The organism is Paenibacillus sp. FSL R7-0302, assembly GCF_038006885.1.
In the GTDB taxonomy this organism is placed as follows: domain Bacteria; phylum Bacillota; class Bacilli; order Paenibacillales; family Paenibacillaceae; genus Paenibacillus_AQ.
The window spans coordinates 967,890-980,976 of sequence record NZ_JBBOWB010000002.1; the positions used below are offsets into that span (position 1 = coordinate 967,890).

Consider the following 13,087-nt stretch of genomic DNA (forward strand, 5'->3'; position numbering starts at 1 on the left):
TTCCAGAAGAATGATAGGGTTCATATAAGTCCCCATTATAACCGATGGCTCCCTCAAGGCAACTGCACATAGAAGGTCACGGACTCTCCGGTCACGCTCTTTGCATAGATCTTTCCTTGATGCTGGTCCACAATGGACCTCGCGATAGCCAGACCCAGCCCGTAGCCGCCCTGCTTGCGCGCTCTGGAGGTATCCGTACGGTAAAAGCGGTCAAAGATCCGCGCCAGATGCTCCGCCGCGATGCCTTCCCCTGTATTCGAGACGGAGAGGAGGACATCGCTGTTCTGCTTATAGAGCGAGATGTGTACAGCGCCCTTGGGATTCGTATATTTCACTGCGTTATCGAGCAGAATCATGACCACCTGCTTGATCTGCTCGTTGTTGCCCAGCACGGTAAGCCCGGGCTGAATATCGTAGTCGAAGGAGAGGTTCTTCTCGAAGATGACTGCCTCCATGGTCAGAATAATATTCTCAACTGCCTCGCTCATATTGAACCGGCTGTGGAGCTTCCCGGTCCGGGAGTCATCCATCTCCGTCAGGTACAGCAGATCGTTAGTCAGCCGGGTCATGCGTTCCGTCTCGGACTTGATATATTGCAGCCATTTTGCCTGATTGCGGATCGTATCCTCACTGTTCGCCAGCAGCACATCCGCGTTGGTGTTAATAATCGTCAGCGGCGTCTTCAGCTCATGGGAGGCGTCGGCAATGAACTGCTTCTGCTTGTCAAAAGCCTCCCGCACCGGCGCAATCGAGCGCCCCGCAAAGTAGCGGCTGGTGAAGTAGAGGATGACCAGCGTCAGCAGGCCGACAGCCGCGAAGGTATAGATCAGGTTCGTCAGGATCTGCTGCTGGGCGGTGATGTCCATGAAGACATACTGTTGTCCGCTGCTTACAGGCTTGGCCATGAAGATCCAGCGGCTGCCGTCCAGCGTGAACCGGCCGGTATCCTTGCCGATACCCTGAGCCTCCTTCAGTGCGGCGGTATAGAGTTCATCGTCCATCGTGAACTTCGATTCTTTGCCGGTCATCGCGCCGCTGGCATCTGTTTGTACCGTGAACGAGACGGAACGCTCCGGCTGGTAAGGGTCGATCGGCCCTTTATCCATGGGGCTGGCCCCCCCGCCGCCTCCCGGACCGCGCGGACCTTGCCCGTCGCCCGGACCTCGCTGCTGCATGTCCGCAATCCGGTGGAGCGCCATATCGATGTCTCCCTGCACATTGCGGTACGTGAAGATGTAGATGGCGGCGAAGGCCACCAGCATGATGATGGAGATGGTGACCAGATTGACAATCAGGAACCGGGTTCGGAGTTTATTGAACATCAGGCACTCCCCTCCAGCACGTACCCTACGCCCCTAATCGTGCTGATGCGCACCTCCGAGTTCAGGAAGGCCAGCTTTTTACGCAAAAAAGAAATATAGACCTCCACGTTATTATGCTCCGCATCGGAATCGAACCCCCACAGCTTCTCAATGATCTGCTCCTTCGAGGTGACCGCCTGCTTCCTTAGGATCAGCAGCTCCAGCAGCTCCGTCTCCTTGAGATTTAGCTTCATCTCCTTGCCCTTCACCGTCAGCTTCGGGTTAGCCGTATTCAGCTCCAGATCCCCGAACTTCAGGGCATCGTCAGGAATCACCTCGCCCTTACGCCGCAGCGCAGCCCGGATACGGGCCAGCAGCTCCTCTGAAGCGAACGGCTTGGCGATATAATCGTCTGCTCCATGATCGAGTCCGGTCACCATATCGGTGATCTCCCCTTTTGCGGTAAGCATAATGACCGGTGTGGAGACTCCGTCCCTTCGCAGGATCTTCAGCACGCTGATTCCGTCCAGCTCCGGCATCATAATATCCAGCAGCAGCAGGTCATAGATCCCGCTCTGCGCATAATCGAGACCGGCTCTGCCGTCATGCACCGCATCTACCGAATAATTGTGTTTTTTGAGGATTTGGGTTAAGGCCTCCGCCAGATGGACCTCGTCTTCTACAATTAATATTCTCATGGGATGGCTCATCCTCTTCCTAAGTAAGGTACTTGCTGCTGGTGCCATTATATCAAGGGGACCTTTAATCAACCTTAACCCATTTAAGATTCGTTAAAGGTTCGGGGGCTAAGATACATTCATAAGCAAGTGCACCCCATACTCACCCGAAAGGATCTGAACCCTATGGCGATCGAGGTCTTCAACCGCTACGAGAACAAGTATCTGTTCGACCACGAATCTTATCTGAAGCTCTATGACGAACTGCTGGAATATATGGAGCCCGATGCGTACAACAAGCAGCACGAATTTTATTCTATCACCAATCTGTATTATGACACCCCGCAGAATTCCCTGATCCGCAGCAGCCTGGCGAAGCCGAAATACAAGGAGAAGCTCCGCATCCGGGCCTACGGCATTCCTGAAGGCGACACCAGAGTCTATCTGGAGATCAAGAAGAAGGTGCTGGGTCTGGTCAACAAGAGGAGAACCTCACTGACGCTGAAAGAGGCCTATACGTTCATTGAGAGCGGCAGAGAGCCTGAATTCGAGAGTTATATGAACAAGCAGGTGATTGAAGAGATCAAGTACTTGCTGACCCGCTATGATCTGCAGCCGAAGCTGTATCTGTCCTATGACCGCAAAGCCATGTTCTGTAAAAATAACAGGGACCTGCGCATCACCTTCGACACCAACATCCGCTGCCGCCGGTATGATCTGAAGCTGGAGCACGGCGTGTATGGCGAGGAGCTGCTGGAGCCGGGGCAATGGCTGATGGAAGTGAAGGCGGAGAAGACCATTCCGGTCTGGCTGGCCAGGATGCTGTCGGAGCATCAGATGTACCGCACCAGCTTCTCCAAATACGGCAACGAATATAAAAAGATGCTGCGAAACAGCCAATCAGAAAGAGAGAGTGTTCTATATGCTTGATTCGATTTTTGCCGTAGCGGAGTCTACTTCGGAACTAACGTTCATGAATGCTGCCTTAACCATCGTCATCGCCATTATACTCGGCGGGCTAATCAGCTTCACCTACATGAAGACGAGCCCCGCCGGATACTCGCAGAGCTTCACACTGACCATGGTTCTGCTGCCGGTGATTGTTGCTATCATTATTCTGCTCATTGGCAGCAATGTGGCCCGGGCCTTCAGCCTGGCGGGTGCTTTCTCGATCATCCGGTTCCGAAGCGCTCCCGGCGATCCGAAGGATATCACTTTTGTCCTGTTCACCATGGCCTCCGGGCTGGCCTGCGGGGTAGGGGCGTTCGGTTACGCGGTCTTCTTCACCCTTATCCTCTGCGCTCTGATGGCCGTGCTTAACCGTACGGGCTTTGGACTTAAGCAGTCGATGCACAAGACACTGAAGGTAACGATCCCTGAGAATCTGGGCTATGAGGAGGCCTTCGCGGAGGTCTTCAATACCTTCAATGTCGCCTACGAGCTGAAGAAGATCAGAACCACGGAGCTGGGCAGCCTGTATGAGCTGGTCTACGCAGTAACGATTAATGAGCAGACGAGCCAGAAGGAGCTGCTGGACGCCATCCGCACACGTAACGGGAACCTGGATCTCTCACTAACCATGGCACCTGTCATGAATGAATACTAATCCGCTACAGGAAGGGAATGATGACTGATGAAGAACAGATTAACAGCCGGTAAAATCGGACTTATGCTGCTATGCGCCGCAGTCATGTCGGCATGCAGTGCAAAAGTCGCTACGCCATCAGATACAAGTAACAACGCGGGTGCATCAGTTGCGGCCGTGCAGAGCAGTTCCTCTGCCGCTGTGCAGCCGGCAAGTGTGAAGGCGGCAGATCTTGTGACTTGGGAGGAAGAGGATACTGTAACTGCCTGGACGGCAGCAGATTCGACCGCAATAACTCTGGCTGGCACTGCTGCTGTGGTGGACGGTGCAGGCGCAACGGCGCAAAAGGGCACGGTAACTATTACAGAAGCAGGCACTTATGTGCTTAGCGGCACACTGAGTGACGGCCAGATTATCGTAGATGAGCAGGCCAAAGGGACCGTAAGGCTGGTGCTGAACGGCGCTCACCTGACGGACAGCGATAGTGCCCCGGTCTACATCAAGGAAGCCGGCAAAGTGGTCATCACCTTGCAGAAAGGGACGGATAACAGTGTGACGGATGGAGCCGCCTATGTATTCGCAGACGGAGCTGAGGATGAGCCAAGCGCGGCGGTCTTCAGCAAAGCAGACCTGACGATTAACGGCACCGGCAAGCTGACGGTAACCGGCAACTATAACGACGGCATCACCGGCAAGGATGATCTCAAAATCATGTCCGGCACCATCGAAGTGCAGGCAGCAGATGACGGTATTGTCGGCAAAGACATGATTGCCATTCAGGACGGCAATCTAACGATTCAAGCAGCAGGCGATGGCATCAAATCAACCAACGATAAGGATGCCGCCAAGGGCTTCATCGCCATTGCAGGCGGGACCTTTGATATTACGGCCGGTAATGACGGGATACAAGCGGAGACCGCTGCTGTCATCGACGGCGGCACGTATACACTGGTGACTGGCGGCGGCTATGTGAATGCCGAAGTGAAGACCGGCGATCAGGGAGGGCCGGGAATGGGCGGCGGCTTCGGCCAGCGTCCGGAGGGTGGAGCCTTCCCTGCTCCCGGGGAAGAAGGGGGTACGCCGCCTGCGGTGGATGCTGGGCCGGCGGCTGACCAGCCCCAAGCAGCGGAGAGTGGCACCGCAGCCGTGGCGCAGTCAGACACCGCTTCAGCGGCACAGACGGACACCACAGCAGCGGCGGAGACAGAATCCGTCAGCGCCAAAGGGATTAAGGCAGGCGGCAACCTGACGGTGAACGGCGGAAGCTTCACGGTGGACGCCGCAGATGATGCGCTGCACAGTAACAGCAGCCTCTCGGTAACGGATGGGGAATTCCAGATCGCTACAGGGGATGACGGGCTTCACGCCGATGCTCTGGTCTCGATATCGGGCGGCACCGTCAATATTACGCGGAGCTATGAAGGGATAGAAGGGGCGGACATCACCATATCCGGCGGTGAGATCCATGTGACAGCTACAGACGATGGCGTCAATGTGGCCGGAGGCAACGATGCTAATACGGCAGCAGGAACGCAGGCTCAGGATTCGTTCAGCAGCACCGGCAGCAACCTGCTGACCATCAGCGGCGGTACCCTGACTGTAGATGCCGCAGGCGATGGCCTGGACTCTAACGGCTCGGTGACTATGACCGGGGGCACCGTCATTGTGAATGGCCCCGAGAACTCCGGCAACGGTGCCTTGGATTATGACGGGGCCTTCAACATCACAGGCGGATTCCTGGTAGCCGCAGGCGCTTCCGGCATGGCACAGGCTCCGGGCGAGGACTCCGGCCAGTATTCGGTAAGCGTGGAATTCGCAGCTACTCAGCAGGCCGGAACGATGGTTCATTTGGAAGACGCTGACGGTAATGTTATTCTGACCTTCGCTCCGGCGAAGAGCTTCCAGACCGTCGTAGTTAGCGCTCCAGAGCTGAAGGACGGCTCTTATGCCGTCTATACCGGAGGCAGCTCTACTGGAACAGCTGCGGATGGACTGTATACCGGCGGGACGTACAGCGAGGGCAGCAAATTCGTTGCTTTTGACATCACCAGTACAGTGACCTGGGTGAATGCATCGGGTGTAACCACAGGCGGCAGCGGTATGGGCGGGCCGGGAGGCTTCGGCGGCGGCAGAGGCAACAGAGCCGGAGGCGGACCAGGCGGAGAGGGAGGAACGCCGCCTGCGGACGCGGGCACCACGAAGCCAGCCGACGCGGGCACCACGAAGCCGGCCGATGCAGGCACTACAGCTCCAGACAGTGCAGGTACAAGCACGAATTAAGCGGGACAACAGAGCAGAGACTATCCATTAGCGGATAGTCTCTGTTTTTGTACAAATATAAGTGTGATCAGCGGCTACATGAAGTCGAAATAGTAGCGGATCACATGGAAGAATACCGGTGCGGTGTAGGCAAGACTGTCTACGCGGCTCAGATAGCTTTGCTTAAGGGCAGCGAATTTGTCATCGTCCCCGATCAGCAGATCCCGCTTCAGGACGGAGACTGTCAGGCTGCCGAAGAAGCCGCTGAGACTGATCAGCATGCCGGAGAGATAGCCAAAGGCCGGATTCAGCGGGGTGAGGTGCGGATACATCAGATATGAGGCGATCGTTGTGATCACGAACGCACAGCCGAAGCCCTCCCAGGTGAGGTTCGGGTTCGCGGTCGGGACGATCCGGTGCTTGCCGATGTAGAGCGAGGCCAGATAATGCACAGCATCATTGAGCTGGGTCAGCACCACCAGGAAGAGAACCAGCCCTGCACCGTATTCCGGCGTGGCGAACTGGAAATAGGCCAGATGGCTAAGCCCGAAGACCATCAGCATCAGTCCCCACTGCACCGCGCTGACACCGCGCAGGAAGCCGAGCGTTCCCTTGTTAATCAGCCGGGGAATCGGCAGCAGCAGGAACACATAGACTGGAATGAAGATAATGAACATCCCGTACCATTCCACGTAGATCCAGTAGAATTGCAGCGGAATGGACAGGTACGCCCAGAGGAACAGCCTGCGGTCTGCTTTGCGGGTGCGGATCATGGAGAAGTATTCCTTGAGGGCGAAGAAGCTCAGCACCATCAGGGACAGCAGGGAGACAACAGCATTGGACAGCGTGGCGAGGCAGAAGATAAACACCATGCCCCACCAGGTTCTGATCCGGAAGCCGATGCCGGAATAGTCCTTGTCCTTCTGCAACCGGCTGACAATCAGATACAGTACATTTACAACCGACAGCACTGCAATAATAAGAATAAGTGTGAATAAGGAGCGGTTCATCAGCAATCACCAACTTGTCTCGGGGTGGGCATTCAATACAGGGATTTTATGCTAAAATAGACAAAGCGTCCAGCTTATTATGAAGCAAAACAACCGACTTGATAAGGGGAAATATTGTAAATGTCAGCAGATCCATCGGTGTACATCATGCTCACCAATACGGGAACGCTGTTCACGAAGCTCATTCAGGGCTATACCAAAGCGCCGTATAATCATGCCTCGATCTCGTTTAACCGGGAGCTGTCCGAGCTATACAGCTTTGGAAGGAAGCATCCGGCCAATCCGCTGAACGGCGGGTTCGTGAAGGAGGATATCCGCACAGGCACCTACAGTAAATACCCGGAGACGACCTGCGTCATCTACGAGCTTCAGGTTACGGACCGTGAGGTTGAGAAAATGAAGCGGGTGCTCCAGGTCTTCATCCGCAGCCGCCAGAAGTATCTCTACAATATCCTCGGTGTTATCGGCATTGCACTGAAGGAGCCGGTGGAGTTCAGCAACTCCTATTTCTGCTCACAGTTCGTGGCCGAGATTCTGGAGCGCTCCGGCATTAAGCTGTGGAACAAGCTGCCTGCGCTCGTCACCCCGGATGACTTCCGGCAGAGCGACCGGCTGCATCTGGTCTATTACGGTAAGCTGAGCGAATACAAGCCGTCCAGCCACTAGAGAAGTCCTCGTTCCCGGTAGGGAAAGGGGGCTTCACTTCAAATATAACGGAATGCGAAGAAGAGGAGAGTGAAGGAATGGTTCATGCCAAGGATGTGCTGGCCAATCAATTGCTGGCCGGGGCCAACGATCCCAGCTGGCATCTTCCCTATATGCAGGCTGTGGAGAACGTGACCGAGGAGGAAGCGTTCTGGAAGCCCGGTGAAGGAGTCAGCAGCATAGCTGAGCTTACCCAGCATTTGCTGTACTGGAATGAAGCCTGGCAGAGCCGGTACCGCGAGGGGCGTATGGACGCTGTGCCTCCGGTGAAGGATAATAACCTCAGCTTCAGGCTTCCGGCAGATATTGCGTTCAGCGAGCTGCGCGGAAGGCTGCTGCAGACGCTCTTGAACTGGCAGAGCCTGTTGTCTGAGGAAGGGCTGGAGGAACAGGTGGACGGCTTCCCGGTAACGGCTGCATGGTGGGAGATCATCAGCAATGCGGCAACTCATAATGCCTATCATATAGGTCAAATGGTGTTGATCCACAAGCTGTACGTCCCGGCCAGGCCACAAGCATAAGCCCCTTCCAGGGCAGGCATTGGCTGTGCAGGAGACCGCTATGCCGCTATGAGGCATGGCTCCAGCAGACTGGCCGGATTCTCTCGCCGGTCTCTTTGTCATACATACAGTGAGGGCCGCCAGCATAGATCTGCTTGTGCAGAATAGCTTAATCTGTAATGAAATGGAGCATGTGATATTCTTGGAATAAAGGCTTACAGAAGGAAAAAGAGAGGGATTCATATCATGATTGAGAACATCATCAGAGGTCTGGAAGCAAGATATGCCTGCCGGCTGGAACGGCTGACAGGGGGATATACGAATCTCACCTATCTGATGGCGGGGGCCGAGCCGCCGCTTGTAGCCAAAATAACAAATCTGTCCAATGAAGATACGCTCAATGAGGTTCAGGTAATGCAGCTGGTGCAGGGAAGCTGTGATACCCCGGTGGTGCATGAGGTGGCAGAGATGGACGGGAAGCGCATCATCATCATGGACTGCATGCAGGGCGGGAACGCCCAATCCGTTCTGGATGCCAGGGACTGGACAAGAGCCGAGCGGATCTACAGCAGAATGGGGCAGCTGCTGGCTGCCCAGATTCATTCCCGCCCTTATCAGCCGCAAGAGACAGAGATCCGGCTCAGCAACAGGTCTGCACTGAGTCAGGTGATTCAGAAGCTGGAATTCGTTCCCGCCGCTCTCGGCAGGCAGTCGCTTCACTTGCTGTCTGCGGCGGAGGCCGGGGAGCTTCCGTGGGTCCTGACCCATGGCGATTACGGAGTACATAATCTGCTCTGTGAAGCCGATGATCTGCTGCATGTGCTGGACTGGGAATGGGCGGAATGGGGCAGCCCGCTGAATGATGTAGCCTGGGTCTGCTGGTTCACGAAGCACCATTATCCCGTACAATCCTCGCTGCTCAACACTGCCTTCATGCAGGGCTATCTGTCTGTTAACCCGTTATCCTTCACGCCGCAGCAGATGAAGGCGGCGAGTCTGTACAGGGTATGGAATATCCTGCACCGCCTGCAGATCGCGCCCAAGGAGGTGCAGCGTGAATGGGTCAGACGTCTGGAATGGACACTCGGTGAGGACTTCGCAGAGCTGCACGGAATCAGCTAAGGAAGAGGCTTCTCCCGGATTCCTGTATTCTGCAGCCTGGAGCACCTGAGGCGCCCGAGCTGCTCAGTCCTCCGGCACCACGACCTGAATGTGGCGCGGAATGGTGCTTAAGCGGATCGGCAGCGGCGGACCTTGCTCGCCGTCCACATTCGTCTGTACCGGCTCGGCGGAACGGACGGTGACCTCCTTGGCTGTGAAGTAGATGACATCCTTATGATTCCGCAGATTGCCGAGCAGCAGGGAGATGCTGACCGTAACGGAATTCAGCAGGTGCAGGTCCTTGACGATGAAGCAATGGAGCAGGCCGTCATCTACGGCAGCGGCAGGGGCAAGCTTCTCGAAGCCGCCCACGGAATTGGTCAGTGCAGCAATGAACAGCGGGGAGGAGCCTTCCCAGATCTCCCCGTCGTGAGTAATCGTCAGGGTATGTGCAGTATTGCTGGCCAGCTCCTTAATGCCCTCTTTTAGATAAGCAAGGAACCCGAGCCGGCTCTTGTCTTCGGAGCTAACCGAGGAGAGGGAGCCTGCCAGAGAGCCTGCGGCCACCACATTGACGAACAGCCGGTCATTCAGCCGGCCCATATCGACTCTTCGGGTCCGGGGCGAAGCCAGGCTCTGGATTGCCTCTTCAGGAACAAGCGGAATCTGTAGCGCGCGGGCGAAATCATTGACGGTGCCCATTGGCACAATGCCAAGTGTAGGGCGGTGCTGCTGATCTGTGAGGCCGTTCATCGTCTCGTGGAGCGTTCCGTCTCCGCCAATGGCAACCACCAGATCATAGCACTCGGCGCAGGCCTGGAGGCAGAAGGCGGTTGCATCTCCTTCCCCTGCGGTCTCCTGGACGGTAACCTGATACCCTGCGCCTTGCAGCACCTCTTCCGCTGCTCTAATATAATCCCGCGCCTCTGCCTTGCCGGACGACGGGTTCATGATGACCATGGCCTGCTGCATACTGCACTCCTCTCTCTTGTAACCGGATTAATATCCATTAACCAACTAAGTATAGCGTTTGAATCAAAAGCGCCAAAGGGCGCAGTGTCCCTTTGGCGCTGGGCCGGTGTATAGCTGCCACAGCGGGCAGAAGCTATCTTCCTTCGATCCGCCGCCCATAAGATTCGGCGTAGGCCGCACTGCGGAACTTAAGAATCGGATCATCCGAGAGGAGCATACCAGTTGTAAGGATCGTGGGGTCCATGAGCAGATATGCCGGATCGGGGCAGATCTCTGAAATATGCAGCCGCCCGAGATCGATTCTGCGGCGGTCCTCCGGCCAGGCGCGGGTAGGATCATCCGTAGCATCGCCTTCCTCTCCAAGAACAGCGACCAGTTGGAAGATAGCCGGCTCATCCTTGAAGCGCAGCTCCAGCTCATCCTCCAGATAGCGGTCCGGCTGCTGCGCAGCCTCTTCCAGTGTCAGTGTGCGCACGCCCGTCTCGGGAACCCACTCGAACCGGACAGGCTGCTGCCTGCCCTCTGCATTGACCAGCACATAAGCATGTATGCAGTAGTAATGACATTCGGCGTAGCTGGCAGGCGGCTTCAGCCGCCGCACAGCAAGCAGAGCTTCCTTGCTCTCGCTGAAGTGGCTGACAATTTCCTTCATCAGCTCAATCGGTCCGAGTGTCCCGGTCCGCAGCCGGTGGGCCATATGCACAATGTCGATGAAGGACTCCGGGGTCCGCGCAAAAAAGACAGGGACGGTCACTCCAACCAGATTCGTAACCCCGCCATCCGGCAGGATGAACTGGACAGCCATCCCCTTGGCAGGGGATAGCAGATCCGCAAGTGCCGGATCAGTCGAGCTGCCCGAGAAGCGGATAATGGCATTCACCTGCTGCTCCTGAAGATGCGCAGCCTCCGTGAATTCCATTCCCAGCCCGCTCGGCCGGAAGAAGCCGCGGCAGCAGACTCCCGCCGCATGGGCGCGGCGGTATCCGGGATGGATACCGGACAGGTTCTCTATGGCATCTACAGCCTCAGCGGCAAGCGCTGTATGCTCCCCGATGTCTGCGGCAGGCTGGCTGCTGCTGTGCTCCGATTCCGATTCATTCATGCCCTCATTCACTCCTTCACGGTCATTTATAACGTATACAAGCTATCTTCTAATTATTACCACTTCCATCGCTCATCCAAACTGCTTCTTGTAGACATCCATCTGGTTACCAGGTTGAATCAGGCAGGGGGCGGAGTTAAATCAAGTTATATGTTAAACTTAGACAGACTTATCCCTATAACACATGCTTAAGCAGGAATGGAGAAAAGAAATCATGAATGAATTGCCAAATTGCCCGCAGTGCAGCTCTGTGTACACCTATGAGGACGGAGCGCTTCTGGTCTGCCCGGAATGCGGACATGAGTGGTCTTTGGATGCAGGAAGTGCAAGCGGTGAAGAAGAGAAGGTAGTTAAGGATGCTAACGGAAATGTACTGGCTGACGGGGACACCGTAACGGTGATTAAGGATCTCAAGGTCAAAGGCAGCTCGTCCGTTCTGAAGATAGGCACCAAGGTGAAGAATATCCGTCTGGTGGAAGGCGACCATGATATCGATTGCAAAATCGACGGGTTCGGCGCAATGAAGCTGAAATCGGAGTTTGTACGCAAGGCATAGCATGAAGCAGGACCGGAAGAGATGGAAATAAGGCACTTATTTCTGGCGGAATGGAGTCATATGAAGAAGCAGTTGGAAAAAGTACACCTGATTCACCGAATCTCATAGAATCGGCCACGTTTGGTCAGATTAAGTGCCTTTTTTCCAACTGTCACTCCTGAATGGGGCATTTGCTTAACAGCAAGTGTAGAAAATCCAACTGTTACATGGTTTGCCTAATCTCTCCCCGTTATAGAATCCGCCGCGCGGTAACAAACCGCTGCTTCCACTTACTGCTGAAATCCTCCATATGTACACCCTGCTCCTTGGAGTAGGTATGCAGGATCCGGTTATTTCCGGCATAGATGGCTACATGTCCGATGTCGAGACCTCTGGCGGTGAAGAACAGCAGATCTCCGGTGCGCAGCTCGTCCAGGCTAATCTTTCGGCCTTCAAGGGCCTGATCGTAAGAGACGCGGGGAAGCTCAATCCCGAGCGTATCCCCGAACACACGCTTCACAAAAGAAGAACAGTCGAACGTATCCGTCTGGTCAGGAGAAGCGCCGAATTCATAAGGGGTATTCAGGTATTTCCTGCCCTCGTTAATCACTGCCTCTCCCTGCTTCTGCAGTAGCGAGGGGCTTCTGTAATCCGTGAATTTCGGCTTGGAAGATACATATCCTCTTACATGATCTGCGGTCCGCACCTCCAGCCAGAGGGCATCAATCTCACGGATGACATGAACCTTGCTTCCGGCGGGCAGCAGGCCCAGACTGGTGGCGCTGCTCCCGGCATCCGGGGTGCTGCGCAGGTTGACCCCCCAGGTGACCGAGGTCTCATAGGCAGCCGCCGAGGAGATAAGGACGGAGCCCGAAGCCGGCTCCCAGCTCACCTCGCTGCCCAGGGCTTCACTGACGAAGCGCAGGGGAATCATACTGTAGCCTTGCGACAGTTGTCCCGGTACAGCCAGCTGGGAGGTCTTCCCGTTCAGCAGAGCTGTGGACGAGCCTAAGGTATAGGTGAGTGCAGTGCCGCCTTTGACGGCGGTTACCGTCTTGCTTGCATTGTCCCAGGAGAGCTCGGCCCCTTGGGCTTCGAACAGCCCGCGCATAGGAACCAGTACAGTCCCGCTGATGTTCAGCGGCCGGGTCTCCGGCTGGAGCTGCTGCCCGTCCAGGTAGATGGAGATGGGCTGGGGTGAAGGGGCTGCATCTGCATGGACGCGCTCTGGCAATAACAGGGCCAGTCCAAGCAGAGACAGCAGCATAGTCGTTCTTGTTGTCATGGATTCATCACCTTATGGATAGATTTAACTCTCTCCAGTTAGACGCGATTGGTGT

Annotated in this window: 13 protein-coding genes; 7 read left to right on the plus strand and 6 right to left on the minus strand. The window is 55.7% G+C overall.

Annotated elements, in window-relative coordinates; translation table 11 throughout:
• Positions 1-53: 53 nt before the first annotated feature.
• Complete coding sequence (locus MKY96_RS30100; protein WP_340946218.1) at positions 54-1,322, minus strand: sensor histidine kinase; 1,269 nt, start codon at positions 1,320-1,322, stop codon at positions 54-56.
• Positions 1,322-1,999 (minus strand): response regulator transcription factor, encoded by a 678-nt coding sequence (locus MKY96_RS30105; RefSeq protein WP_340946220.1) that lies wholly within the window; start codon positions 1,997-1,999, stop codon positions 1,322-1,324. Before MKY96_RS30105 ends, MKY96_RS30100 begins: the two co-directional genes overlap by 1 nt.
• A gap of 165 nt (positions 2,000-2,164) precedes the next feature.
• On the opposite strand from MKY96_RS30105, the gene MKY96_RS30110 reads away from it, so the two are divergent.
• The 3 genes from MKY96_RS30110 to MKY96_RS30120 are packed head-to-tail and all read left to right on the plus strand — an operon-like array spanning position 2,165 to position 5,843.
• Entirely contained in the window at positions 2,165-2,908 is a 744-nt protein-coding gene (locus tag MKY96_RS30110) for a polyphosphate polymerase domain-containing protein (RefSeq protein WP_340946221.1), read from the plus strand.
• Positions 2,901-3,584: a DUF4956 domain-containing protein gene (locus tag MKY96_RS30115; protein ID WP_340946808.1), complete on the plus strand. Its 684-nt coding sequence runs from the start codon at positions 2,901-2,903 to the stop codon at positions 3,582-3,584. The genes MKY96_RS30110 and MKY96_RS30115 overlap by 8 nt, the downstream gene beginning before the upstream one ends.
• A 27-nt stretch (positions 3,585-3,611) precedes the next feature.
• Positions 3,612-5,843 (plus strand): carbohydrate-binding domain-containing protein, encoded by a 2,232-nt coding sequence (locus tag MKY96_RS30120; RefSeq protein ID WP_340946223.1) that lies wholly within the window; start codon positions 3,612-3,614, stop codon positions 5,841-5,843.
• Between the two features lie 74 nt (positions 5,844-5,917).
• On the opposite strand, the gene MKY96_RS30125 is transcribed toward MKY96_RS30120, so the two are convergent.
• Positions 5,918-6,832, minus strand: coding sequence for a phosphatidate cytidylyltransferase (locus tag MKY96_RS30125; protein WP_340946224.1), 915 nt, complete (start codon positions 6,830-6,832; stop codon positions 5,918-5,920).
• 120 nt (positions 6,833-6,952) lie between these two features.
• Here MKY96_RS30125 and MKY96_RS30130 point away from each other — a divergent pair, with 120 nt between their 5' ends.
• The 3 genes from MKY96_RS30130 to MKY96_RS30140 all read left to right on the plus strand — a co-directional run bounded on the left by MKY96_RS30130 (position 6,953) and on the right by MKY96_RS30140 (position 9,159).
• Complete coding sequence (locus tag MKY96_RS30130; protein ID WP_340946225.1) at positions 6,953-7,498, plus strand: hypothetical protein; 546 nt, start codon at positions 6,953-6,955, stop codon at positions 7,496-7,498.
• 77 nt (positions 7,499-7,575) lie between these two features.
• On the plus strand, positions 7,576-8,058 hold the full coding sequence (locus tag MKY96_RS30135) for a DinB family protein (protein WP_340946226.1): 483 nt from the start codon (positions 7,576-7,578) through the stop codon (positions 8,056-8,058).
• Positions 8,059-8,283: 225 nt separating this feature from the next.
• Positions 8,284-9,159, plus strand: a complete 876-nt coding sequence (locus tag MKY96_RS30140; RefSeq protein WP_340946228.1) for a phosphotransferase family protein — start codon at positions 8,284-8,286, stop codon at positions 9,157-9,159.
• Between the two features lie 63 nt (positions 9,160-9,222).
• On the opposite strand, the gene MKY96_RS30145 is transcribed toward MKY96_RS30140, so the two are convergent.
• Together MKY96_RS30145 and MKY96_RS30150 are read right to left on the minus strand one after the other, a co-directional pair.
• Entirely contained in the window at positions 9,223-10,110 is an 888-nt protein-coding gene (locus tag MKY96_RS30145) for a diacylglycerol/lipid kinase family protein (protein WP_340946231.1), read from the minus strand.
• A 133-nt stretch (positions 10,111-10,243) separates the two neighbouring features.
• Complete coding sequence (locus tag MKY96_RS30150) at positions 10,244-11,212, minus strand: catalase family peroxidase (protein ID WP_340946232.1); 969 nt, start codon at positions 11,210-11,212, stop codon at positions 10,244-10,246.
• A 214-nt stretch (positions 11,213-11,426) separates the two neighbouring features.
• On the opposite strand from MKY96_RS30150, the gene MKY96_RS30155 reads away from it, so the two are divergent.
• A complete protein-coding gene (locus tag MKY96_RS30155) occupies positions 11,427-11,768 on the plus strand; it encodes a zinc ribbon domain-containing protein YjdM (RefSeq protein ID WP_339312045.1) in 342 nt (113 codons plus the stop codon).
• 229 nt (positions 11,769-11,997) lie between these two features.
• Here the strand turns inward: MKY96_RS30155 and MKY96_RS30160 are convergent, their stop codons facing one another.
• Positions 11,998-13,032, minus strand: coding sequence for a C40 family peptidase (locus tag MKY96_RS30160; protein ID WP_340946235.1), 1,035 nt, complete (start codon positions 13,030-13,032; stop codon positions 11,998-12,000).
• Between the last annotated feature and the right edge of the window lie 55 nt (positions 13,033-13,087).

What these genes read in the sequence shown, in the direction of transcription:
- MKY96_RS30120 (WP_340946223.1), top strand. Translation starts at nt 3,612, where the DNA reads ATGAAGAACAGATTAACAGCCGGTAAAATCGGACTTATGCTGCTATGC.
- MKY96_RS30125 (WP_340946224.1), bottom strand. Translation starts at nt 6,832, where the DNA reads ATGAACCGCTCCTTATTCACACTTATTCTTATTATTGCAGTGCTGTCG.
- MKY96_RS30135 (WP_340946226.1), top strand. Translation starts at nt 7,576, where the DNA reads ATGGTTCATGCCAAGGATGTGCTGGCCAATCAATTGCTGGCCGGGGCC.
- MKY96_RS30110 (WP_340946221.1), top strand. Translation starts at nt 2,165, where the DNA reads ATGGCGATCGAGGTCTTCAACCGCTACGAGAACAAGTATCTGTTCGAC.
- MKY96_RS30145 (WP_340946231.1), bottom strand. Translation starts at nt 10,110, where the DNA reads ATGCAGCAGGCCATGGTCATCATGAACCCGTCGTCCGGCAAGGCAGAG.
- MKY96_RS30130 (WP_340946225.1), top strand. Translation starts at nt 6,953, where the DNA reads ATGTCAGCAGATCCATCGGTGTACATCATGCTCACCAATACGGGAACG.
- MKY96_RS30160 (WP_340946235.1), bottom strand. Translation starts at nt 13,032, where the DNA reads ATGACAACAAGAACGACTATGCTGCTGTCTCTGCTTGGACTGGCCCTG.
- MKY96_RS30115 (WP_340946808.1), top strand. Translation starts at nt 2,901, where the DNA reads ATGCTTGATTCGATTTTTGCCGTAGCGGAGTCTACTTCGGAACTAACG.
- MKY96_RS30105 (WP_340946220.1), bottom strand. Translation starts at nt 1,999, where the DNA reads ATGAGAATATTAATTGTAGAAGACGAGGTCCATCTGGCGGAGGCCTTA.
- MKY96_RS30100 (WP_340946218.1), bottom strand. Translation starts at nt 1,322, where the DNA reads ATGTTCAATAAACTCCGAACCCGGTTCCTGATTGTCAATCTGGTCACC.
- MKY96_RS30140 (WP_340946228.1), top strand. Translation starts at nt 8,284, where the DNA reads ATGATTGAGAACATCATCAGAGGTCTGGAAGCAAGATATGCCTGCCGG.
- MKY96_RS30155 (WP_339312045.1), top strand. Translation starts at nt 11,427, where the DNA reads ATGAATGAATTGCCAAATTGCCCGCAGTGCAGCTCTGTGTACACCTAT.
- MKY96_RS30150 (WP_340946232.1), bottom strand. Translation starts at nt 11,212, where the DNA reads ATGAATGAATCGGAATCGGAGCACAGCAGCAGCCAGCCTGCCGCAGAC.